We start from the raw sequence: 22,320 nt of genomic DNA, 5'->3' as shown, positions 1-22,320 counted from the left end.
ACAAATGAGTAACGAAATTGAATTAAAGTTTCAAATCAATCAAAGTGATATAGAGCAGTTACAAAATTACTTAAATCAATGGGTTTGTTGTGATGAAGCTGAGTTTTCATCGCAACAACATTTGGTTAGTCAATTAAATCTGATTAACACTTATTACGATACTGAAGATCATTTTTTACGACTTAATGGTTGTGGTCTCCGAATTCGAACTACAGAAACTGAGCAAAGTAAGTGTTTTGAAATTACCTTAAAATCAAAAGGTAATTCTGTAGGTGGGTTACATGAACGCATTGAAATTAATCAACCTTTACCTAATGATAAGCTCGATTTAAGTGTCCTACCGAAAGAGGCATTACCTAATGGATTAACGCAGTTAAGGCCTCTTTTTACCACCAATTTTAAACGGCAAACTTGGCTGATTTCATTTGCCAATAGCGAAATTGAAGTTGCTTTAGATTTGGGGCAAATTACCTCAAATGGTCAATCTATGCCAATACAAGAGGTAGAGTTAGAAATCAAACAAGGCAATAAGCAAGATTTGCTCAACTTTGCGATCGAATTAAGTCGCTTTAACTTACATCTATTTTCTCAAAGTAAGGCTTCTCGGGGCTATCGTTTATTAGATAACTTAACCTTAACTCCTACTGTTCTTTGTTCACAAATTGAGCAAATTTTAGCCGGTCTACTAAACTTTTGGCAACAAAATGAAGAATATGCTTTAGCAAATAATGATTTAATTTTTTATAAACAGCTACTTATTCAAATAAACGAGATACTTATTAACCAAAATCTGCAAATTGAGCCTGAATTTAAACAGTGGCAAATGGCGATACCATTTATTGACTCGATTAAACAGTTTGCTTATTGCGAGGTGAATAACAAGTTCAAGTTGTTGTTAATGGCTGAAATAAATAAAAAATAGGTATACGAATTAAAATGAAAACAACCCTCTTCAAACTACCACTATTATTAGTGGTATTTTATTGGTTATTATATAGTGTTTTTACCGTTATTTATCTTACCAAATTTGATAACGATTTTATATCGTTATATGTTGGGACTGACCAAATTGCCTTGAAAATTGTTAAGCAAGTTTTAATAAGTTTTTTTCTTCAAATACCTAATTCAGTAGTTCTTTTTACTATTTCCACAATAGCATTTAATCAGTATTCCATTTCCATAATTAATCGGAAAAACATTATTAATACCTTCTTAGTTGCCATATCTATTGTATTAAGCGATATGGTTTTTCGCTTGAGTTACTACTCTTATAGTTATGATTGGATTGTGTCTAAACTAAGATTTTTAAATATTAATGATGGAGATAATTTTTCGGCATATATATTTCATCTCGCAGAGTATCTCATTTTCTATTTTTTTATAACACTTTGTACTTATCTTAGTATTAAATTATGCAAAGAAAATTATATCTGTAACCAAATCATATTAACCGAAACAGAAAGTCAGAAGTTACATATGGTGTTATTCATCTGTTTTTATAACTGTTTCTTTATAACCATGTCATATTTGTTGCTTTTCGATGGTATGTATTACAGTTTAAGTAACCTGATTTTCTCTATAGTCTTATTGGCGATATTTTTATCAATAGTAAATTTAATTGGTTATTTCTTGCTAAGAAAATGCTTTACAGCGGTAACAGAAATTTTGGCTTTAAAAAAGGTAATTTTTAGTTCGCTTATTACCTTTATATTAAACTGCCTTTTATTAATACTTATTCTATACATTTACAACTATATCTATAATTTCCTACCATTCGATATTATCTCTAATACTTTTAAATTGTTCTACTTATGGATGTTTTTAATTACTTTGTTGATTTCAAGTTGTTTATTGGTAAGAAAGATGACAAAGTTGTTTTTTGATAAACATTAACCCGCTATTCGAATCAAAGAATATAACATTGTTATTGGCCGTTACGTTATAACCAATAACAATGATAAGGTAAACAAGCAATATAAGACCTAACGATAGTCAGCAGTTATAGTTTTATCGGTGAACAGATTGCGAAAAAGTATCAATACTGTTTTTCACGATTTGTTTAATAAAAAGATAGGTGAACTTAAAAAGTCATTTATAATATTTAATTAGGTGATTTTATGTATATATAAATATTTTAAGTGAGTGCTAATTATGTCCCAGCCAAGCTCGTTAGTTTCACCATTAATTGTTGAGCAAAAACAAAAGATTATATCCCAATTGTCAAAATGTGATGCAAAAGAGGTGCTCGATAACCTTGATATTTTGCTGCAAAGTGATTTTCTGGTTGATGCTTTTTATCGATTTCCCGAGTGGCTGACAGATATTATTACTTACCCCCCTCAAGCTGATGAAAGATGTTTCTATCAACAATGGTTAAATGAAAGACTAGTATCAGTATTTGATGAATTAGCTCTAATGAAAGTATTAAGATTATTTAGGCGTTATATTCTGATAAGGCTTGAATGGTCACAATTAACCCGCACAAGTAGTGATGAGCAGATTTTATTACAACTCTCGCAGTTAGCTGAGGTGATTATTGTCACTGCACGTGATTGGCTTTATGAGCTTAGTTGTAAAGAATGGGGAACGCCATGTAATTTACAAGGACAAGCACAACCTTTACTTATCTTAGGTATGGGAAAATTAGGTGGTGGCGAACTGAATTTTTCCTCCGATATTGATCTTATTTTTACCTACCCTGAACATGGTCAAACCCAAGGTGGGAGACGAGAATTAGATAATGCGGTGTTTTTTACCCGTTTAGGGCAACGCTTAATTAAAACACTAGACCAAATTACCGAAGATGGTTTTGTTTACAGAGTTGACATGCGTTTACGTCCACTTGGCGATGGCGGTCCGCTGGTTTTAAGTTTTTCTGCTATGGAAGATTATTATCAAGAGCAGGGGAGAGACTGGGAACGTTATGCCATGGTAAAAGCTAAAATACTTGGTGATCAGCAAGATCCTTACACCAAAGAGCTTTACCAAATGTTAAAACCATTTGTTTACCGCCGTTACATTGATTTCAGTGTATTGCAGTCATTACGAAATATGAAAAGTATGATAGAGCGTGAAGTTCGGCGTCGAGGTTTGACTAACAATATCAAACTTGGTGCAGGTGGTATTCGTGAAATTGAATTTATTGTACAAGTTTTTCAACTTATACGAGGTGGACGTGTTGTAGGTCTACAAACTCGCTCATTATTAAATGCCTTACAAGTAATAGAACAAGAATCGTTACTTAGTGTTAATGAAGTAGATACTTTACGAGAAAACTACTTCTTCTTACGTCGCTGTGAAAATCTATTACAAGCGATACATGATGAGCAAACGCAAACTCTACCAGAAGATGAATTAGACCAAATACGTTTAGCAATCGGCATGAATTTTAGTAACTGGAACGAATTTGTAACGGAACTCACTCGAAGAATGCAATTTACTCGACAAATATTCAATCAGCTTATCGGTGATGAATCAACAGAAACAGTTCATAACGTAAACAACGACCAATATGCTGATCTTTGGGTACCAGATTTACAATTAAGTGACGTTACTTCGGTATTAACCAACTATGCACATGATGATGCTGAAAAGCTCTATCAGATGCTTTGCCAATTTCGTGATGATATCGGTAAAAGGACGATTGGTGTTCGCGGCCGAGAAATCCTTGATCAGCTAATGCCAAGATTATTGGAGTCGGTTTGTAATGATAAGCATGCGCTAATCGTATTGTCGCGGATTTTACCGCTATTAGTGAATATTGTTAGTCGAACAACGTATTTAGAATTACTGCTTGAATACCCAACCGCATTGAAGCAACTAATTCGATTATGTAGTGCTTCGCCAATGATTAGTGAGCAACTTGCTCATTATCCAATCTTATTAGATGAACTAATAGATATTAATTCTCTTTATCAAACTGTTGCACCTAATGAATACAAAAGTGAACTTTATCAATACTTACTTCGTATTGAGGTTGATGATGAAGAACAACAACTTGAAGCTTTAAGACAATTTAAGCAAATGCAATTACTGCATATAGCTGCTGCTGATGTTGAACAAGTATTAAATACTATGAAAGTAAGCGATCATTTGACCTATGTTGCAGAATCACTAATTGATTTTGTTGTGCAAATGGCATGGAATCAAATGGTTGCTCGTTATGGAAAACCCACACATTTAACTGATAATCAAAAAGGATTGGTTATTATCGCTTATGGCAAATTAGGTGGTTGGGAATTGGGTTATGGTTCAGATTTAGATCTGGTATTTCTTCATGATTGTCCTGTAGATAGCATGACTAATGGAGATAAGCAAATTGATAGTCGTCAATTTTATTTACGATTAGTACAACGGATCATTCATCTATTTAATGTTCGCACCAGCTTTGGAATTCTCTATGAAGTTGATGTTCGTTTACGTCCACAAGGTGATGCTGGTTTATTAGCTTGTAGTTTAAATGCATTTTATGACTATCAAATGCATGAAGCTTGGACATGGGAGCATCAAGCACTGGTTCGAGCAAGAGCTGTTTATGGTGAAATAGACCTTATTAAACGCTTTAACCAAATCAGACATGATGTTCTATGTAAAAAACGTGAGGAAAATATATTAAAAACCGAAGTCCGAGAGATGCGTGAAAAGATGCGAGCCCATTTAGGTACTACTGAATCTCATCGGTTTAATTTGAAAATTGATGAAGGCGGTATTGGTGATATTGAATTCTTATCTCAATATCTGGTACTAAACTATGCACATCAATACCCTAAAATGACCACATGGAGTGATAACGTACGGATTTTAGAATTAGCGGCAAATTATCAAATTATGGATAGCCAAGAAGCTGAACAATTAACTAAAGCATATATTGATATGCGTAATGAAATTCATCAATTATCATTACAACTTTTACCGAGTACAGTTGATGATTCATGCTTCAAATTAGAAAAACAGATTGTAAATCAAAGTTGGTTGAAATGGCTTAAATAATAATTAGCCTGAATATAGTTATGATTAATTAAGATCGTTAATAAATATAAATTTTAGGTGATTTATCGGCGATATAGATTATCACCGATAAAAAGATAATTTATAGAGAATAGCTAATTGCTAGTTAGCCTCTTTCCACAGAATTAGATCTTGATCGTCGAGTTCTGACGCATCAAATCCGACCATGGCTGGCAATTCTTCACGGTCAAAGGCTAAATCGCCACCATTGATATCAATATCACCTTTCTTAATCCCTTTGAAATCGTAAAGATTGGTATCACATAAATGCGAAAGGGTGATATTTTGTGTAGCACGAAACATGGTTTCGATACGGCCAGGATATTTCTTATCCCAATCATTTAACATCTCTTTGATCACTTGCCGTTGTAAATTAGGCTGTGAACCACAAAGATTACAAGGAATGATAGGAAACTGTTTTATTTCAGCATATTTTGCAATATCTTTCTCTTTGCAATAGGCAAGAGGTCGAATAATAATATGCTCACCTGAATCATTCATCAATTTAGGTGGCATAGCCTTAAGTTTGCCGCCATAAAACATATTTAAAAACAAGGTTTCCAAAATGTCATCACGATGATGTCCAAGCGCTATTTTGGTTGCACCAAGTTCAGTTGCAGTGCGATATAAAATACCACGTCGAAGCCGAGAACAGAGTGAACATGTAGTTTTGCCTTCAGGGATTTTTTCTTTAACAATACCATAAGTATTTTCTTGAACAATTTTATATTCAATACCTAAGGATTCTAGGTATTGAGGTAAAACATGCTCTGGAAATCCTGGCTGTTTCTGATCTAAATTAACGGCAACTAATTCAAATTGCACTGGAGCACTGATTTTTAAATTAATAAGAATGTCTAGCAATGTATAACTATCTTTACCGCCTGATAAACAGACCATTATACGATCGCCTTCTTCAATCATATTAAAATCAGCGATTGCTTCGCCAGTAAGACGGCGTAAGCGTTTATGTAATTTATTTTGATTGTATGTATTCATCACGATTTAATTGATTATTCCGCTCGGCTCATATATCGGCGTTCAGCAATATGAATTTTAACTTTTTCGTGGTTATCAATATATTCAGGTACTTGAATAACAAGACCAGTAGAGAGTGTAGCCGGTTTAGTGCGTGCACTTGCCGACGCACCTTTAATACTTGGCGAAGTTTCAATGATTTCAAGTTCAACTGTTTGTGGTAATTCTAAAGCCACCACTTCGCTTTCAGCCATTAAAACTTGAATGCCATCCATACCACCTTCAGGAATAAATAGCAGCTCTTCTTCAATTTGATCTTTCTTAAAAATAAACGGCGTATAGTCTTCATTATCCATAAACACATATTCATCACCGTCAATATAAGAAAAGCTAACAGGGCGTCGAAATAATTCGATAGTATCTAAAATATCATCACCTTTAAAACGTTCTTCAACTTTACCGCCAGATTTCACATCGGTAAAACGCATTTTATAAAGGGTACTAGCACCACGTGCACTAGGACTTTGAACATCAATCTCTTTCACCAATAATAGTTTGCCATTATAGGTGACCGCATCACCACGTTTTATTTCATTTGCTTTAGCCATAATACTTTCTTCATGTTTAATAGAGTTAAAAATTTAGCTCGCTATTTTACCCTTAACTTGCTATTGTCACCATTAAAATTTATAAAACAACCACAAATTCCTTTAAACCCAATGACTGATTCATTTAAATGTCGTAAAAATTGCGGTGCATGCTGTATTGCGCCATCAATTTCATCTACTATACCTAGTATGCCTAATGGTAAACCAGCTGGGATTGCCTGTTTTCATTTAGATGAGAATTTTCAATGTAAATTATTTGGTAATGCTAGTAGACCTCTAGTCTGTAGTCGTTTAAAACCTTGTTTTGAAATGTGTGGAACAAATCGCGATCAAGCGATGGATTATTTAACTCAATTAGAACAGTTAACTAGCAACTAAGTATTGCGAATATTTAACATATCAGTTGTATTATTAGAATTATTTATCTCGCAAAGAAATTTTTTTGATACACTTCAACGCAATTTATCAGCTAATGATAAATATCGGAATAAATTATTTTAAATCAGTTATTAACCTAGATATAAAGTATAAGGTAGTAACTAAGTATATTTAGAATCTGTTTAATAAGAAGAAGATTGATATGACAAAAAAATTAAAGCGTGATTTAAAAGCCCGTCATTTAGCGATGATAGCCATTGGTGGCTCCATCGGTACCGGGTTATTTGTCGCTTCAGGCGCTACTGTTGCACAAGCAGGTCCTGGTGGTGCACTACTTTCTTATGCCATTATCGGCATAATGGTTTATTTTTTAATGACTAGTTTGGGTGAGCTTGCCGCTTATCTTCCGGTTTCTGGGACATTTGCGACCTATGGATCACGCTATGTAGATGAAGCTTTTGGTTTCGCTATTGGTTGGAACTACTGGTATAACTGGGCGATTACCGTTGCCGTTGACTTAGTTGCGGCACAATTAGTGATCTCCTATTGGTTTGATGCCGGTGCTTATAGTTGGTTATGGAGTTTATTGTTCCTAAGCATCATCTTCTGCTTAAACTATGTTTCTGTAAAAGGTTTTGGTGAAGCAGAATTTTGGTTTTCATTAATTAAAGTCGTCACTGTGATTTTATTTATTGTAGTTGGTTTATTAATGATTATTGGCATTTTAAAAGGTGCTGAAACTGCTGGTTGGCAAAACTGGCAAGTTGGCGATGCTCCATTTGTTGGCGGTTTTTCCTCAATGATTGGTGTTGCGATGGTAGTTGGTTTCTCATTCCAAGGTACTGAACTAATTGGTATAGCAGCAGGAGAATCAAAAGATCCAGAAAAAAATATTCCCAAAGCAATGAAACAAGTATTTTGGCGGATATTATTATTTTATATTTTGGCAATTTTAGTTATTAGTTTAATCATCCCATATACTGATCCTAACTTACTACGTAATGATGAAACTGATATCAGCGTTAGTCCATTTACTTTAGTTTTTCAGCATGCTGGATTATTATCTGCAGCAGCTATTATGAATGCGGTGATTTTAACTTCAGTACTTTCTGCCGGTAACTCAGGGTTATACGCTTCAACCCGTATGCTATATGCTTTAGCTAAAGAAGGTAAAGCACCGAAGATCTTCGGAAGATTATCTTCATCAGGTGTACCTGATATGGCATTATTTGCGACAACATTAGTGGCTATGCTTTGCTTCTTAACCTCACTATACAAAGATCAGGAAGTTTATTTATGGTTACTTAATATGTCAGGTATGACAGGGTTTATTGCTTGGCTTGGTATTGCTATTAGCCATTATCGTTTTAGAAAAGGCTACATAGCACAAGGACATGATCTAAATAAATTACCATATCGTTCGAGTTGTTTCCCATTTGGCCCTATTTTTGCCTTTATACTTTGTTTGACGATAACATTAGGTCAAAATTATGAAGCATTTTTACAAGAGACCATTGATTGGAACGGTGTCATTGCCACTTACATTGGTATTCCATTATTTCTTTCGATTTATTTTGGTTATAAAATCGTTAAAAAGACTAAATGGATAAAGTATGAGCAAATGGATTTTTCTCAAATGGATTAATTAGATAGTAACCTAAATTATAACCTGCATTTCCGTCGACTTTAGTCGACGGAATTGTATTAAAAAAGAGAAAATAACTAATCAACTTATTAGTTAATAATGTAAAACAACAAGCGTGATAACGATATTAACGACTACGGAATATGATACGTGCTTTTGAAAGATCGTAAGGTGTCATTTCTACCGTTACTTTATCGCCAGTTAGAATTCGAATATAGTTCTTTCTCATCTTTCCAGAAATGTGTGCAGTAACAACATGACCGTTTTCAAGTTCAACACGAAACATCGTGTTCGGAAGAGTATCAAGAATAGTACCTTGCATTTCAATGTTATCTTCTTTTGCCATTGGGGCCTCTTAATATTAAATACAAATTAAATACACTCAAATTAAAAAACATCATTCTCATTTTCTTTGCGATTAACTAGAAAAGCGAATTAATCAAACTCAACTAAATTACCAAAATGTTTTTTGATCAAGATAAAGTGATTGATTTGAGTATAAACACAGAACAGCTACATCCAAATTATCTAAATATAGCGGCGAAATAATGCCGAAAAAACTCTCAGATGTAAAGTCATTTCTAACATTTCTTTGCATTATAGAGCCTATTTTCATGTATATATTGCCAAACTTTAGGCGATAATAACTTTTCACAGCTTTGTTGATTATCAATATTTTGTCGGATTTCTGTTGCTGAAATTGCTTCAAGCGGAGTATTAGCAAAGTAAATATAGCCATTAGGACATTGATGTAATGTTTGACTAACTTGGGTTTGGTGTTGATAAATCCATTGTTGTAACTTGGTATCACAAGAGGTTTGAGCATAACCAGGCCGCTTACATATTAGCAAATGACAATAATCAAGTAATTTTTGCCATTCTTTCCATGTTGGTAAACTAAGCAAAGAATCTTGCCCCATTATAAAAGCTAAACTTTGCTGAGTACCATTTTGCTGACGCCATGATTTGAGAGTATCAATGGTAAAAGAGGGCTGATTGATTAGCGTTGGTTCTAATTCTCGAGTATCAATTGAAAATAGAGAATAATCAGCTATAGCCAGCTCCAACATAGCTAAACGTTGCTCAGTATTGGCCTCAGGTTGTGGTTTATGAGGTGGAATACGGTTAGGTAACAGATTAATTTTAGTTAATCCTACCTCTTTGGCTAAGGCTAAAGCTGGGCGTATATGTCCATAATGGATTGGATCAAAGGTTCCACCAAATAACGCAGTTAGCACTTATTTAGCCCCATAAACTGCATAGTTAAACTCAACAGCGCATCCCAGATAGGTAAATCATTATTATGTTTTAGACTAATTTCAATGTCGGTTAAAGTCGCTAGTAGGGCGAATAATGCTTTGATATCAAAACGATTCAAATAATAGCTATACATGGTTCTTCTATTTTGCCAGACTCGGTATTCGTCAAAAACTTGACGGGGTGATTTTTCGGCCAAAGCTAATTTTAAATTAATCAACAAAATCAATTCACGTTGAATAATCCGCATCAATATTAATGGCTCAAAGTCATTCATTTTTAGCTGTTGTAAAACATGTGTTGCACGTTTTGCTTTATGGGAAAGCATTGCATCAATCCAATGAAAAGGCGTAAATATTGCTGAATCATTAATATTTGATTCAACTTGCTCATAAGAAATAGTTTGATTGGGATAGAGTAAATTTAATTGTTCAATAAGCTGTGTCAACGCCAACAAATTACCTTCATAATAATAGCTAAGTAACTCAATCGCAGGAGATTCAATAACTATTTGCATTTGTTGCAAATAGCTTTTGATCCATTGTGGTAATTGTGCTGCTTCAGGTGTTGAACAATTCACTACCACTAATTTGTCAGATAAAGCCTTATACCATGATGCATTTTCTTGGTTCTTAGTGATCTTAACTAGACTAATTATCAAGCCAATATCAGGCGTCAACATTTCACATAATGTATTTAATCTTGCCGCGACCGAAACATTTAACACACCTTCTCCAATATCTATACAGAGTAAAGTCTTGCTTGAAAATAGATTCATTGCTTGGCAACTATCATACATTGCCGACCAATCTGTTTGGCTATTTATGGTAAAAGAAAGTTGCTCGTCATATTGAGCTTGCTTAAAAGCATAACGTAATTGAGTTTGTACATAATGTTGCAGATAAGGATCGCTACCTAAAATTAAATAATAAGGCGATCCTAATTGCTGGTTTATTTTTTCAGCACTAATTTTTATCATAACAAGTCGTTAGTTTGCTGCATCAACTGCTTTCAATTTACGGATGATGTCTTTAGCTGCTTGCTTATACATTTCATCTTCAATCAAATTTTGTTCTACAGTCTTAGCCAATGCAGCTGCTGGATTATCGAAGAAGGTACGGAATATACGAACGGTAATTGGATGAATTTGTTCGCCAGCGATGACTACTTGAGCTTGAATAGCCAATACTAACTGATATTCCGCAGCTTTACCATCTTGATAGATTGATATAGTGCTTCTATCCAATGAATCACTGACTATGCGTAATGATGGATATTTAGCTTTATTATTGGTATCAGCTAATGTAACCCCATTATCGCGTAGCAACTCTTTAATATCCCTTGACAATCGGCCGTATGGATCACCACTCTCATAAGACAGTGTCTTAAAGCGAGCAGGAACTTCGGGTTCATATTGCAAATGAAAACCGCATCCAGACAACAATATTGTCAATAACATCAAAGCCAAATATTTTTTCATTGGTATCATCACCTATATCTTAGTTATATCCAACATTATTAACTTACAACCAAATTCAATAATTTGCCTGGCACATAAATAACCTTACGAATAGTTGTATCAGCTAAATATTTTTGAATGTTTGGTTCTTGCTTCGCTTGCTCTACTACAAAATCTTGTTCGGCATCCGCAGGAACGGTAAATTTACCACGCACTTTACCATTGATTTGTACCACAATTAATTTTTCATCTTCGACCATTGCCGATTCATCAGCAGTAGGCCATGACGCATTATCAATGGTTTCACTATTACCTAATGCTTGCCACATAATAAAACAAGCGTGAGGCATCATAGGATAAAGTAATCTAACAACTGCATTTAATGATTCATCCATTAACGCACGGTCTTGATCTGTATCTTGTGGCGCTTTTTGTAGGCGATTCATAAATTCCATTACTGCTGCGATTGCGGTATTGAAGGTTTGGCGGCGACCAATATCATCGCTGACTTTAGCAATCGTTTTATGTAGTTCACGACGTAAAGCTTTTTGATCGGCAGTCAATTTAGATAGATCAAGAGTTGTTGTTTTACCTAGTTGAGCATGTTCATATACCAAACGCCATACACGTTTAATAAATCGATTAGCACCTTCCACACCAGATTCTTGCCATTCAAGTGTCATGTCAGCTGGAGAGGCAAACATCATAAATAATCTAACGGTATCTGCACCATATTTTTCAACCATCTCTTGCGGGTCGATACCATTATTTTTCGATTTAGACATTTTTGTCATACCAGCATGAACAAGTTCATTACCTTTGCTATCTGTGGCTTTAGCAATACGACCTTTGTCATCACGTTCAATAGTGACTTCAGTTGGTGAAACCCAAATTCGTTCATTGGTAGGGCTGGTGTAATAGAACGCATCAGCTAAAACCATACCTTGGCATAACAAGCGTTTAGCTGGTTCGTCTGATTTTACTAAACCAAAATCACGCATTAATTTATGGAAGAATCTAAAATAGAGTAAATGCATAATTGCATGTTCAATACCACCAACATATTGATCAACAGGCAACCAATAATTTGCTGCATTTTCATCTAACATACCTTTGTCATAATGAGGGCAGGTATAGCGTGCATAGTACCAAGACGACTCCATAAACGTATCAAAAGTATCCGTTTCACGTAGTGCTGGTTGACCATTAACTGTTGTTTTTGCCCAATTTGGATCTGCTTTAATTGGACTAGTAATACCATTCATTTCAACATTTTCTGGTAAAATGACTGGCAGTTGATCTTCTGGAGTTGGGATTGTTGTGCCATCTTCAAGTGTCACCATAGGAATAGGTGCACCCCAATAACGTTGACGAGAGACTCCCCAATCACGTAAACGATAATTTACTTTACGATTACCAATACCTAATGCGATAAGTTTATCTGCGATGGCATTAAAGGCTTGTTCAAAATTAAGACCGTCAAACTCACCAGAATTAAATAATTTACCATGTTCAGTATAAGCTTGTTGTGATAGATCGGGCACTTGATCATCTTGTGTTAAAATAACAGGTTTAATTGGTAGATTATATTTTGATGCAAACTCATAATCACGTTCATCGTGACCAGGAACCGCCATTACGGCACCTGTGCCGTATTCAATTAATACAAAGTTAGCAATCCAAACCGGAACTTTTGCGCCGGTTAATGGATGGATAGCAAAAAATCCTGTTGCCATACCTTTCTTTTCCATTGTTGCCATGTCGGCTTCAGCGGTTTTAGTCGTCTTGCATTCAGCAATAAATTCAGCAATTTTTGGATTATTTTGTGCAGCTAACTGAGCGAGTGGATGTTCCGCAGCTACCGAAACAAAACTCACACCCATTAGCGTGTCAGGACGAGTAGTATAAACACGCAACTTGTCGCTATAGTTTTCAACGGCAAAATCAAACTCTACCCCTTCAGAACGACCAATCCAATTTCGTTGCATTGTCTTGACTTGTTCCGGCCAGCTTTCAAGAGTATCTAAGTCATTCAATAATTCATCAGCATATTCAGTGATTTTGATAAACCATTGAGGAATTTCTTTACGCTCAACTGGAGTATTACAACGCCAACAACAACCTTCAACTACTTGCTCGTTAGCTAATACAGTCTGGTCGTTTGGACACCAGTTAACAGCTGAAGTTTTTTTATAAACTAAACCTTTTTCAAATAGCTTAGTAAAGAACCATTGTTCCCATTTGTAATACTCAGGACGGCAAGTTGTCACTTCACGATCCCAATCATAACCAAAACCAAGTAGCTGTAATTGCTTCTTCATGTAAGCAATATTTTCATAAGTCCATTTGGCTGGCGCTGTATTATTTTTAACTGCTGCACCTTCGGCGGGTAAACCAAATGCATCCCAACCGATTGGTTGTAATACATTCTTACCATTCAAACGCTGATAACGTGAAATAGTGTCACCGATTGTATAATTTCGTACATGACCAAGATGTAAACGACCAGATGGGTATGGAAGCATCGATAAACAGTAATACTTCTCTTTAGATGGATCTTCAGTAACGTGGAATGTTTTGTCTTCTTGCCAATGTTTTTGTACTTTGGCTTCAATTTCATCTGGGCGATATTGTTCTTGCATGACGAATTAATGTCCTATCTATTATTGCTAATAAAAATAATTTGCTAATTGTATTGGTTATTGAGGTGTTTTACAAACGTTATGTGAATTGTAAGATTGATTTATTAAGAATTAAAAGATGTAATTTGGATATTGTGCATTAGTAAAAGCATAAAAAGCGGGCTATGCCCGCTTAGTAAATAATTAGCCACCATTGAATACACTAGTAAACTTGGAGAAGAATGATTTTTGTTCTTCTTTTGGTATATTTTCCAAATTGGCCTGAATAAGTTGATCAACTTTTTGGCTCTCATCAACTAAACCTAATTCATTGTAAGCATTACGCATCAATAACAGTGCGCTCTTAGTTGAATCAGTATCAGGGAATAAAGCCAACATTTGGGTAACCCGATTAATCACTGCAACATATGCACCACGTTTAGTATAATATTGCGATACTTTTAATTCATGACGAGCAATACGGTTTTTCAAAAATACTAAACGCTTTTTGGCATCTGCGGCATAACTACTATTTGGAAAACTAGTTACCAAATAAGTAAAATCTTTGAATGCAGCCATAGCAAACTCAGGATCTCGGTCTGAACGATCGACATTAAACCACCCCTGAATTGTATTGTCATTTTGCGCCATATTTGAAATTCCGCGCATGTAAATCACCCAATCAATATTTGGGTGCGTTGGGTTTAATTTTAAAAAGCGGTCAATTGATGCAATGGCCAGTGGATAATCCGCTGTTTTATAGTAGGCATAAATCAAATCTAATTGAACTTGTTGTGAATAAGGTCCAAATGGATAATTTTTGTCTATAGCCTCTAAAACACTAATACTGGATTTGATATTTCCACTCTCAAGCTCTGTTTTAGCTTTATTGTGGAGCTCAATCTCTGGCACATTTTCAACATCATGCTTTGTACTTGTACAGCCAATTAGCATGCTACTTAAAGCGATAGCTAACAAAGTTTGTAAACGCAATTTCATTCAGTTTTCAATCCAAAATATAATTAAACATTAAAGGCGATGATTAGTATATAATACTCTAAAACATAACAGCTTAAAATAGATAAATTACACATGCATAAGTTAAAACTGTCATCTGAAATCGAACAAACCCAGCTTGGAATGCGTTTGGATCAGGCTTTGTCCGAGCTTTTCCCTGATTACTCAAGGTCAAGAATTAAAGAATGGATCGTAAATAATAAAGTACTAGTTAACAATAATATTGTAAATAAACCCAAAGATAAAGTACTTGGTGGCGAAAAAATAATTATTGAAGTTGAAATTGAAGAAGAAACTTATCACCAACCAGAAGATATAAAACTTAATATCGTTTATGAAGATGATCATATCTTGGTTATTAATAAACCTCGAGATTTAGTGGTTCATCCAGGTGCTGGAAATCCAAATGGTACCGTATTAAACGCATTACTTTATCACTATCCAGATATCTCACGAGTACCAAGAGCAGGCATTGTCCATCGTCTAGATAAAGATACCACAGGATTAATGGTGGTTGCTAAAACCATTGAAGCACAAACTCATTTAGTAGAATCATTACAATTACGAGAAATAACTCGTGAGTATGAAGCGATTGCTATGGGGATCATTACCGCTGGAGGTAGCGTAGATCAACCCATTACTCGCCATCCAACTAAACGGACCCATATGGCGGTTTTTCCAACCGGAAAGCCTGCAGTAACCCATTATCGTGTTATGGAAAAATATCGGTTACATACCCGATTACGTTTAAGACTTGAAACAGGGCGTACCCATCAAATTCGTGTACATATGGCACATATTGCCCATCCATTAGTCGGTGATCCTCTTTATGGTGGTCGACCAAGACCACCGAAAGGTGCTAGCGAATCATTTATCCAAACTTTACGTGATTTTGATCGTCAAGCTTTACATGCCACTATGTTACGTTTATATCATCCAATTACTGGCGAGCTAATGGAATGGCATGCACCAATACCTGATGATATGCAAAAACTAATTCAAGAATTACAATTAGATACTGAACTTCACAAAGATGAACTTGATTGGTAATAGTTATGATTAAATCAATTTATCCCTATTGGCCTGCACCGACAAATATTCGTGCTTTTACTACAACTCGCATCGGTGGTGTGAGTTCTGCACCATTTGATAGCCTAAATTTAGGTAGTCGTACTGGTGATGATTTGAATGATGTTGTTGAAAATCGTCGTCTTATCATTAGTGCTGAAAAAATCCCTAGCGAACCTTATTGGTTAAATCAAACCCATAGCACAACTGTACTTGATATTTCAGAAATTCAACTACAACCAGCACATGGATTGATTGGTAATAGTGAACGTTTTGAAGCTGATGGATCATATACCCGGCAAGCAAATCAAGTTAGTGTCGTGTTAACGGCTGATTGTATGCCAGTACTATTTTGTTCAGTAGACGGAAATCAAGTCGCCGCTGCCCATGCAGGTTGGCGTGGACTTTGTCATGGTATTTTAGAAGAAACGGCAAAGAAATTTTACTGTAAGGCTACTGATATCATAGTTTGGCTTGGTCCAGCAATTGGCGCTACAAAATTTGAAGTAGGTGGCGAAGTGAAAAAACAGTTTGAAGCTTACGATGCAAACGCGCATCATGCATTTAAACTAATAGATGCCAAACAACAAAAATATTTAGCGGATCTTTATATGATTGCCAAACAGCGATTAAATTCAATTGGTATAAACCAGATTTATGGTGGTAACTATTGCACCCATACCGAGCGAGACTTGTTTTACTCCTACCGTCGAGAAAATAAGACAGGAAGGATGGCAACAATGATTTGGTTTGAATAAAACCACTAAACAAGGCTTCGAATAATCTATTAATCATGATAAAAACAGATCTAGATGATTTGTTTTATCCTTTCTGTCATACCGATAACTAGGTAAAAATCCTTATTCCCTTAATAATGAATCATCATAACTGAAGGTATTTTATCGTATAGGATAATAGTCTATTTTATTTTTATAACCTATAGTGAAAGTTTGCCAATCTAACTATTCAATATTGGCAAACTTATGTGTTTGTAGGCTTAGCATCCATTTATTATCAATACGATTGTGATTAATCTTACCCAACAACTCAATGGTATCAAACATATTCATCTCACCATTGACTTCGCAAGGTGACAAATAATAACGCTTAGCTTGAATATGCTGCTCAATATAGTAACAAAAATCGATAAATCCCGTTTGTTTCTCTGCGACAATTCTTACTTCACTGGCTGTTGATTGCAAAATTTTTTGATAACGATGGTGATAACAAAATTTAGGACTCAGTGCAATATAATCAATCAGCGGATCGACTTTACCTAGTCCATTACTCTCAATTGCAATATAGTAACCAGCTTGTTTTAGATGTGTTAATAATAAAGATAACTCTTTAACCATTGTGGGCTCACCACCGGTAATAATAATATTGCTACTTTTATATTGTTTAACTTTTGTCAGTATTTGCTCTAACGTAAAACGTTGGAATTTGCGGAAATTAGTATCACACCAACTACAGTTTAAATTACAACCGGCAAAACGAATAAAAATAGCTGGCATACCAGTGTTATAACCTTCGCCTTGTAAAGATTCGAAGATTTCAACAATACGATATTCGATCATTTTTCGCTCCGATGATACTCACAATAAGAAGTAGGGGTTTCCCAAAGCTTAATCATCGACACAGGTAGAAATTGTGATAAGCGGTCAAAAATAAATTTACTCATTCCTTCTGCAGTAGTGCGACAAGGAAAAGCAAAAATTTTACGTTGCATTTGCTGTAAAAGCTCTGCTATTTGGCTTTCATTAGCATTATTTTGATTATAAAGATAAGCATGATCGAGTTGGTCGATAATTTGCTGTTTTACAACTGATTTTATGTCAGCATAATCCATTACCATATCAGCACTTGAACCGCTGGTAATAAGTTCATTGCTGATTTCGACTAACAAACGGTAGGTATGACCATGTAGGTTATGACATTTTCCATTGTGCCCATCTAACATATGACAAGCATCAAACTGGAACTCTTTAGCAATTTTAAACATATTTCTTTCCTAGTTTTTTTTCGTGGGATGGATTACGAACCACGGTTAGCTAACCTAACAAAATAAAGCGGCTAATATAAAGGATAACAGCTTAAGTGTCATCCAAATTTACTAAACATTTTTGCTTAAGTGCTGGTTTTTCAAACTACTTTATCTTTTATAAAGACGCGGGTAAAATATAAACGATTTTATTGCAAAAAATCGTCAAAAATATTGTTAATCAGCTCTTGAAATTTATTCTTCCACACTCATTTAGTGATTATGCAAATGGATTGAATGTGTTACACATTTAAACCAAATTTATTGCTTAGGAGATAAATAATATGAGGTTAGATAAACTCACTAACAAATTTCAACAAGCTTTAGCTGATGCGCAATCAATCGCATTAGGTAAAGACAATCAATATATAGAGCCCATCCATGTATTATCTGCCATGCTCAATCAAGAAGGCAGTGGGATTAATCCATTACTGGTGGCGTCAGGCGCAAATATTGCGACATTACAACAAGAATTAAATCAAGCAATTGAACGTTTACCCCAAGTTCAAGGCATTGGTGGTGAAGTTATTCCATCACAAGAATTAGTAAGAATTTTGAATCTATGTGACAAACTAGCGCAAAAAAATGGCGATAGCTATATTTCATCTGAACTATTCATACTAGCTGCGTTAGATGAAAAAGGTAATTTAACTGATATTTTAAAAAGAGCTGGTGTCAGCAAAGACAAATTTAGCCAAGCAGTTAACCAAGTAAGAGGGAGTGATAACGTGAACGATCCTAATGCTGAAGATCAACGTGGTGCATTGAAAAAATATACCATTGATTTAACCGAAAGAGCCGAACAAGGCAAGCTTGACCCAGTCATTGGTCGTGATGAAGAGATTCGTCGTACAATACAAGTATTACAACGTCGAACCAAAAACAACCCAGTGCTTATTGGTGAACCAGGCGTAGGTAAAACAGCTATCGTTGAAGGATTAGCACAACGTATTGTTAATCGTGAAGTGCCAGAGGGTTTACGTAACAAACGCGTATTATCATTAGATATGGGGGCATTAATTGCCGGTGCTAAATATCGTGGTGAATTTGAAGAACGCTTAAAGGCTGTATTAAAAGATATTGCCAAAGCCGAAGGTAGTATTATTCTCTTTATTGATGAAATACATACTATGGTCGGTGCCGGTAAAAGTGATGGTGCAATGGATGCTGGTAATATGTTAAAACCAGCTTTAGCTCGAGGTGAGTTACACTGTGTTGGTGCTACCACTCTTGATGAATATCGCCAATATATCGAAAAAGATCCGGCATTAGAACGTCGTTTCCAAAAAGTTTATGTGGCAGAACCATCTGTTGAAGATACCATCGCAATATTGCGCGGTTTAAAAGAACGTTATGAACTGCATCATCATGTGCAAATTACCGATCCAGCAATTGTTGCAGCTGCAACTTTATCGCATCGTTATATCTCTGATCGTATGTTACCAGACAAAGCGATCGACTTAATTGATGAAGCAGCATCAAGTATCCGTATGCAAATGGACTCAAAACCAGAGTCATTGGATCGCCTTGAACGACGTATTATTCAGCTCAAACTTGAACAACAAGCACTCAAGAAAGAGTCTGATGATGCAAGTAAAAAACGACTTGAGATGTTAAATGATGAACTTGCTGAAAAAGAAAAGGCTTATGCATCACTTGAAGAAGAGTGGAAATCAGAGAAGGCTGCACTTTCGGGTACTCAAAATATCAAGGCCGAGTTGGAAAAAGCACGTACTGAAATAGAACAGGCACGCCGAATGGGTGACTTAAACAAGATGTCCGAACTACAGTATGGCAAAATCCCCGAATTAGAGAAGAAACTAGCTACATCCACACAGCTAGAAGGTAAAACCATGAAGTTATTGCGTAACAAAGTCACCGATAACGAAATTGCTGAAGTTTTATCGAAAGCAACAGGTATTCCTGTATCGAGAATGCTAGAGAGTGAAAAAGAAAAACTGTTACATATGGAAGATGCCTTACATAAACGCGTTATTGGTCAAAATGAAGCGGTGGTTGCTGTGGCCAATGCTATTCGTCGTAGTCGAGCAGGGCTTTCTGATCCGAATAAACCGATTGGTTCATTCTTATTCTTAGGACCAACCGGGGTTGGTAAAACTGAACTTTGTAAAGCATTGGCTAACTTTATGTTTGACAGTGAAGATGCTATGGTGCGTATCGACATGTCTGAGTTTATGGAAAAACATTCTGTGGCTCGATTGATCGGTGCACCTCCTGGTTATGTTGGTTATGAAGAAGGTGGTTATTTAACTGAAGCTGTGAGACGACGACCATACTCTGTCATCTTACTCGATGAAGTCGAAAAAGCTCATCCAGATGTCTTTAACATCTTATTACAAGTATTGGATGATGGACGATTAACTGATGGACAAGGTCGAACTGTGGATTTTCGCAATACCGTAATCATCATGACATCTAACTTAGGTTCTGATCTAATTCAAGGTCAAGTTGAACTCAGTTACGACGAAATGAAAGCCCTAGTCATGACAGTGGTAACCAAACACTTCAGACCGGAGTTTATTAATCGTATTGATGAAACAGTGGTATTCCATCCATTAGGACAAGAAAACATCAAAGCAATTGCGAAAATTCAATTAGCTCATGTTGAAAAACGTCTTGATGAGCGTGGATATGAAATGGATATCTCTGATGCTGCACTAGAACAACTTGCTAAAGTTGGCTTTGACCCAATTTATGGTGCAAGACCATTAAAACGTGCAATACAACAAGAGATTGAAAACCCATTAGCTCAACAGATTCTATCTGGAAAATTAGTTCCAGGTAAAACGATTCATCTAGATTTGGATGAAGGTAATATTGTTGCCAAACAGTAAAGCTACTTATTGATTGGTTGTCGAAAATACAACAATATTAAAAAAGCCAAAAAGCCTGAAAATTAATTTCAGGCTTTTTTTTATCTATAGCATTAGTATTCTTGATTATAAAAAAATCAAATTTATCTAGTTTGACAAAAAAATTGAGGAAAGGGGTTTTTGACGGTTTATTAAAATTGAGTTATAGATAGATTTGGAAAGGTTAACTCATTTGACAATCAGAATATAAAAAGCCTGAAAATTGCTTTTCAGGCTTATTTTTAGTTATCTAAAAAAGGCTTTACTTTACAATGGATTTACATCGGAAAATCTAAAAATATACTCAGGTTCTGTTAACTTACCATCCAAACTTAAACTTGACTCATAGATGCAGGTCTCGTTATCTTTAAAAAAGTTACCTGAAAACTTAACTTTTTGACCTTTTTTCATATTAGCAATTTTATCGAATAAAGGCGTATCAGGTTTAAGTAATGTTTTATGGAACGAATCTGATAATGCATTATTCCAAGTTTTAACATATATTTTTCTGGCAATTTCAATTTCTAATACACCGTAACCATCAGAATTTGAATCAATCTTCTTAATAGTTCCTACCCAATCTTTAACTGACAAATTAGTGATACCGTTACAAATTGCCTTGCTTCTCTCTCTAAGGGCACTGCCTTTTTGCATATCGTTATCAGCTTTTATAGCTTTATCCATAGCAGTTTTACTTGCTTCAATTAATGTAGTTTGATCTTGAGGATATTGGATTTCAGGCGTTGCTTCTTTCTTAGTTTCATCATTCTTACTATTCCCAAAAATAGCTACAATGACTACTAAAATTATAACGGCAATCAAAATTTTCTTAATTATAGAACTTTTCTTTTTTGGGGTGGTTTCATTAGTCATAAGTCATCCTTTTAATAATGCAAAAAACTCATTCTAATTAAAAATGATTAAATTTCAAATAAATATTTATATTAATCTCGACCTGATATTTCAAATACAATATATTGTGTGTCTAAAAATAATTAAGCACAATAAACATCAAGATGATCAAATCCCCCCAAAGGAAGCAGACATGATAAAGTTAATTATCACTGATTTAGATGGAACATTTTTAAATGATCAAGGCGATTATGATCGGGATTCAACTATAGCTTTGCTATGCGAAACGCCTTTGATGATATCAAAGCAGTAGCTAAATTTATTACTGGATCAAATAACGAAAGTGCTGTGATGAAAACTATCGAGTGAGGTTAGCATGGCAAACAGGGATGTTTGCCAAGGAGCGTTAAAAGCGAACGAAGGCGGAAGGTAGTCACATCGTGACCACTTGCGTGGTCGCCGCGGGAGATTGTAAAGAGGGTTCGCGCCAACCCTCTTAACTCGGACGTAATCACC

18 protein-coding genes, 1 pseudogene and 1 riboswitch are annotated in these 22,320 nt (G+C 35.3%); of the genes and pseudogenes, 8 read left to right on the top strand and 11 right to left on the bottom strand.

Annotation, left to right across the window (positions count from 1 at the left end):
* The first annotated feature begins 4 nt into the window (after window positions 1–4).
* Entirely contained in the window at window positions 5–922 is a 918-nt protein-coding gene (locus tag H3U97_RS06000) for an inorganic triphosphatase (protein ID WP_198198510.1), read from the top strand.
* A gap of 1,229 nt (window positions 923–2,151) precedes the next feature.
* Window positions 2,152–4,989, top strand: coding sequence for a bifunctional [glutamate--ammonia ligase]-adenylyl-L-tyrosine phosphorylase/[glutamate--ammonia-ligase] adenylyltransferase (gene glnE / locus H3U97_RS05995; RefSeq protein ID WP_198198509.1), 2,838 nt, complete (start codon window positions 2,152–2,154; stop codon window positions 4,987–4,989).
* Window positions 4,990–5,109: 120 nt separating this feature from the next.
* Here glnE and ttcA read toward each other — a convergent pair whose 3' ends face one another.
* Window positions 5,110–6,006: a tRNA 2-thiocytidine(32) synthetase TtcA gene (ttcA, locus tag H3U97_RS05990; RefSeq protein WP_034901359.1), complete on the bottom strand. Its 897-nt coding sequence runs from the start codon at window positions 6,004–6,006 to the stop codon at window positions 5,110–5,112.
* Window positions 6,007–6,020: 14 nt separating this feature from the next.
* The gene (gene yeiP, locus H3U97_RS05985) at window positions 6,021–6,593 is read right to left on the bottom strand and encodes an elongation factor P-like protein YeiP (protein ID WP_034884126.1); all 573 of its coding nucleotides are present in this window, start codon (window positions 6,591–6,593) and stop codon (window positions 6,021–6,023) included.
* A 12-nt stretch (window positions 6,594–6,605) separates the two neighbouring features.
* On the opposite strand from yeiP, the gene H3U97_RS05980 reads away from it, so the two are divergent.
* Entirely contained in the window at window positions 6,606–6,971 is a 366-nt protein-coding gene (locus H3U97_RS05980; RefSeq protein ID WP_217332406.1) for a YkgJ family cysteine cluster protein, read from the top strand.
* A 178-nt stretch (window positions 6,972–7,149) separates the two neighbouring features.
* A complete protein-coding gene (locus tag H3U97_RS05975) occupies window positions 7,150–8,616 on the top strand; it encodes an amino acid permease (protein ID WP_255548130.1) in 1,467 nt (488 codons plus the stop codon).
* A 127-nt stretch (window positions 8,617–8,743) separates the two neighbouring features.
* On the opposite strand, the gene infA is transcribed toward H3U97_RS05975, so the two are convergent.
* The 6 genes and pseudogenes from infA to bamD form a co-directional block, all read right to left on the bottom strand.
* Window positions 8,744–8,962 (bottom strand): translation initiation factor IF-1, encoded by a 219-nt coding sequence (gene infA / locus H3U97_RS05970; protein WP_025315083.1) that lies wholly within the window; start codon window positions 8,960–8,962, stop codon window positions 8,744–8,746.
* Between the two features lie 235 nt (window positions 8,963–9,197).
* Window positions 9,198–9,854, bottom strand: coding sequence for a nicotinate-nucleotide adenylyltransferase (nadD, locus tag H3U97_RS05965; protein ID WP_034903002.1), 657 nt, complete (start codon window positions 9,852–9,854; stop codon window positions 9,198–9,200).
* Window positions 9,848–10,852 carry a DNA polymerase III subunit delta gene (gene holA / locus H3U97_RS05960; RefSeq protein ID WP_086354334.1) on the bottom strand — a complete coding sequence of 335 codons (1,005 nt, stop codon included), beginning with the start codon at window positions 10,850–10,852 and terminating at the stop codon, window positions 9,848–9,850. Before holA ends, nadD begins: the two co-directional genes overlap by 7 nt.
* Before the next feature lie 9 nt (window positions 10,853–10,861).
* The gene (lptE, locus tag H3U97_RS05955) at window positions 10,862–11,353 is read right to left on the bottom strand and encodes an LPS assembly lipoprotein LptE (protein WP_065577982.1); all 492 of its coding nucleotides are present in this window, start codon (window positions 11,351–11,353) and stop codon (window positions 10,862–10,864) included.
* A gap of 38 nt (window positions 11,354–11,391) precedes the next feature.
* Window positions 11,392–13,974, bottom strand: coding sequence for a leucine--tRNA ligase (gene leuS / locus H3U97_RS05950; protein ID WP_198198507.1), 2,583 nt, complete (start codon window positions 13,972–13,974; stop codon window positions 11,392–11,394).
* A 255-nt stretch (window positions 13,975–14,229) separates the two neighbouring features.
* Window positions 14,230–14,952 (bottom strand): annotated as a pseudogene (bamD, locus tag H3U97_RS05945) (outer membrane protein assembly factor BamD); the annotation flags it as partial.
* 93 nt (window positions 14,953–15,045) lie between these two features.
* Here bamD and rluD point away from each other — a divergent pair.
* Together rluD and pgeF are read left to right on the top strand one after the other, a co-directional pair.
* On the top strand, window positions 15,046–16,020 hold the full coding sequence (gene rluD, locus H3U97_RS05940) for a 23S rRNA pseudouridine(1911/1915/1917) synthase RluD (protein WP_198198506.1): 975 nt from the start codon (window positions 15,046–15,048) through the stop codon (window positions 16,018–16,020).
* 8 nt (window positions 16,021–16,028) lie between these two features.
* Window positions 16,029–16,796 carry a peptidoglycan editing factor PgeF gene (gene pgeF, locus H3U97_RS05935; protein ID WP_086320218.1) on the top strand — a complete coding sequence of 256 codons (768 nt, stop codon included), beginning with the start codon at window positions 16,029–16,031 and terminating at the stop codon, window positions 16,794–16,796.
* A gap of 204 nt (window positions 16,797–17,000) precedes the next feature.
* Here the strand turns inward: pgeF and H3U97_RS05930 are convergent, their stop codons facing one another.
* The gene (locus H3U97_RS05930; protein ID WP_086354333.1) at window positions 17,001–17,615 is read right to left on the bottom strand and encodes a 7-carboxy-7-deazaguanine synthase QueE; all 615 of its coding nucleotides are present in this window, start codon (window positions 17,613–17,615) and stop codon (window positions 17,001–17,003) included.
* Entirely contained in the window at window positions 17,612–18,040 is a 429-nt protein-coding gene (gene queD, locus H3U97_RS05925; protein WP_034903021.1) for a 6-carboxytetrahydropterin synthase QueD, read from the bottom strand. The genes H3U97_RS05930 and queD overlap by 4 nt, the downstream gene beginning before the upstream one ends.
* Window positions 18,041–18,043: 3 nt before the next feature.
* A riboswitch (PreQ1 riboswitch) is annotated at window positions 18,044–18,089 on the bottom strand.
* Between the two features lie 274 nt (window positions 18,090–18,363).
* Between queD and clpB the strand changes: the two genes are divergently transcribed.
* Window positions 18,364–20,934, top strand: coding sequence for an ATP-dependent chaperone ClpB (gene clpB, locus H3U97_RS05920; RefSeq protein ID WP_198198505.1), 2,571 nt, complete (start codon window positions 18,364–18,366; stop codon window positions 20,932–20,934).
* 285 nt (window positions 20,935–21,219) lie between these two features.
* Here the strand turns inward: clpB and H3U97_RS05915 are convergent, their stop codons facing one another.
* On the bottom strand, window positions 21,220–21,825 hold the full coding sequence (locus H3U97_RS05915) for a hypothetical protein (RefSeq protein WP_198198504.1): 606 nt from the start codon (window positions 21,823–21,825) through the stop codon (window positions 21,220–21,222).
* 258 nt (window positions 21,826–22,083) lie between these two features.
* On the opposite strand from H3U97_RS05915, the gene H3U97_RS11610 reads away from it, so the two are divergent.
* Window positions 22,084–22,173 (top strand): HAD hydrolase family protein, encoded by a 90-nt coding sequence (locus H3U97_RS11610; RefSeq protein ID WP_198192863.1) that lies wholly within the window; start codon window positions 22,084–22,086, stop codon window positions 22,171–22,173.
* Window positions 22,174–22,320 lie beyond the last annotated feature (147 nt).

Origin of the sequence: Gilliamella sp. W8128 (assembly GCF_016100545.1) — a bacterium.
In the GTDB taxonomy this organism is placed as follows: Bacteria; Pseudomonadota; Gammaproteobacteria; order Enterobacterales; family Orbaceae; genus Gilliamella; species Gilliamella apis.
Note: the sequence above shows the minus strand (reverse complement) of the source record. Positions and strands in the feature narration are given on the sequence as shown.

Bases quoted from the DNA above. Each gene is read 5' to 3' on its own strand.
- H3U97_RS05930 (WP_086354333.1), bottom strand. From the start codon at position 17,615: ATGATCGAATATCGTATTGTTGAAATCTTCGAATCTTTACAAGGCGAA.
- H3U97_RS06000 (WP_198198510.1), top strand. From the start codon at position 5: ATGAGTAACGAAATTGAATTAAAGTTTCAAATCAATCAAAGTGATATA.
- H3U97_RS11610 (WP_198192863.1), top strand. From the start codon at position 22,084: ATGCGAAACGCCTTTGATGATATCAAAGCAGTAGCTAAATTTATTACT.
- yeiP (WP_034884126.1), bottom strand. From the start codon at position 6,593: ATGGCTAAAGCAAATGAAATAAAACGTGGTGATGCGGTCACCTATAAT.
- H3U97_RS05980 (WP_217332406.1), top strand. From the start codon at position 6,606: ATGTTTAATAGAGTTAAAAATTTAGCTCGCTATTTTACCCTTAACTTG.
- infA (WP_025315083.1), bottom strand. From the start codon at position 8,962: ATGGCAAAAGAAGATAACATTGAAATGCAAGGTACTATTCTTGATACT.
- holA (WP_086354334.1), bottom strand. From the start codon at position 10,852: ATGATAAAAATTAGTGCTGAAAAAATAAACCAGCAATTAGGATCGCCT.
- glnE (WP_198198509.1), top strand. From the start codon at position 2,152: ATGTCCCAGCCAAGCTCGTTAGTTTCACCATTAATTGTTGAGCAAAAA.
- H3U97_RS05915 (WP_198198504.1), bottom strand. From the start codon at position 21,825: ATGACTAATGAAACCACCCCAAAAAAGAAAAGTTCTATAATTAAGAAA.
- leuS (WP_198198507.1), bottom strand. From the start codon at position 13,974: ATGCAAGAACAATATCGCCCAGATGAAATTGAAGCCAAAGTACAAAAA.
- clpB (WP_198198505.1), top strand. From the start codon at position 18,364: ATGAGGTTAGATAAACTCACTAACAAATTTCAACAAGCTTTAGCTGAT.
- lptE (WP_065577982.1), bottom strand. From the start codon at position 11,353: ATGAAAAAATATTTGGCTTTGATGTTATTGACAATATTGTTGTCTGGA.
- rluD (WP_198198506.1), top strand. From the start codon at position 15,046: ATGCATAAGTTAAAACTGTCATCTGAAATCGAACAAACCCAGCTTGGA.
- queD (WP_034903021.1), bottom strand. From the start codon at position 18,040: ATGTTTAAAATTGCTAAAGAGTTCCAGTTTGATGCTTGTCATATGTTA.
- ttcA (WP_034901359.1), bottom strand. From the start codon at position 6,006: ATGAATACATACAATCAAAATAAATTACATAAACGCTTACGCCGTCTT.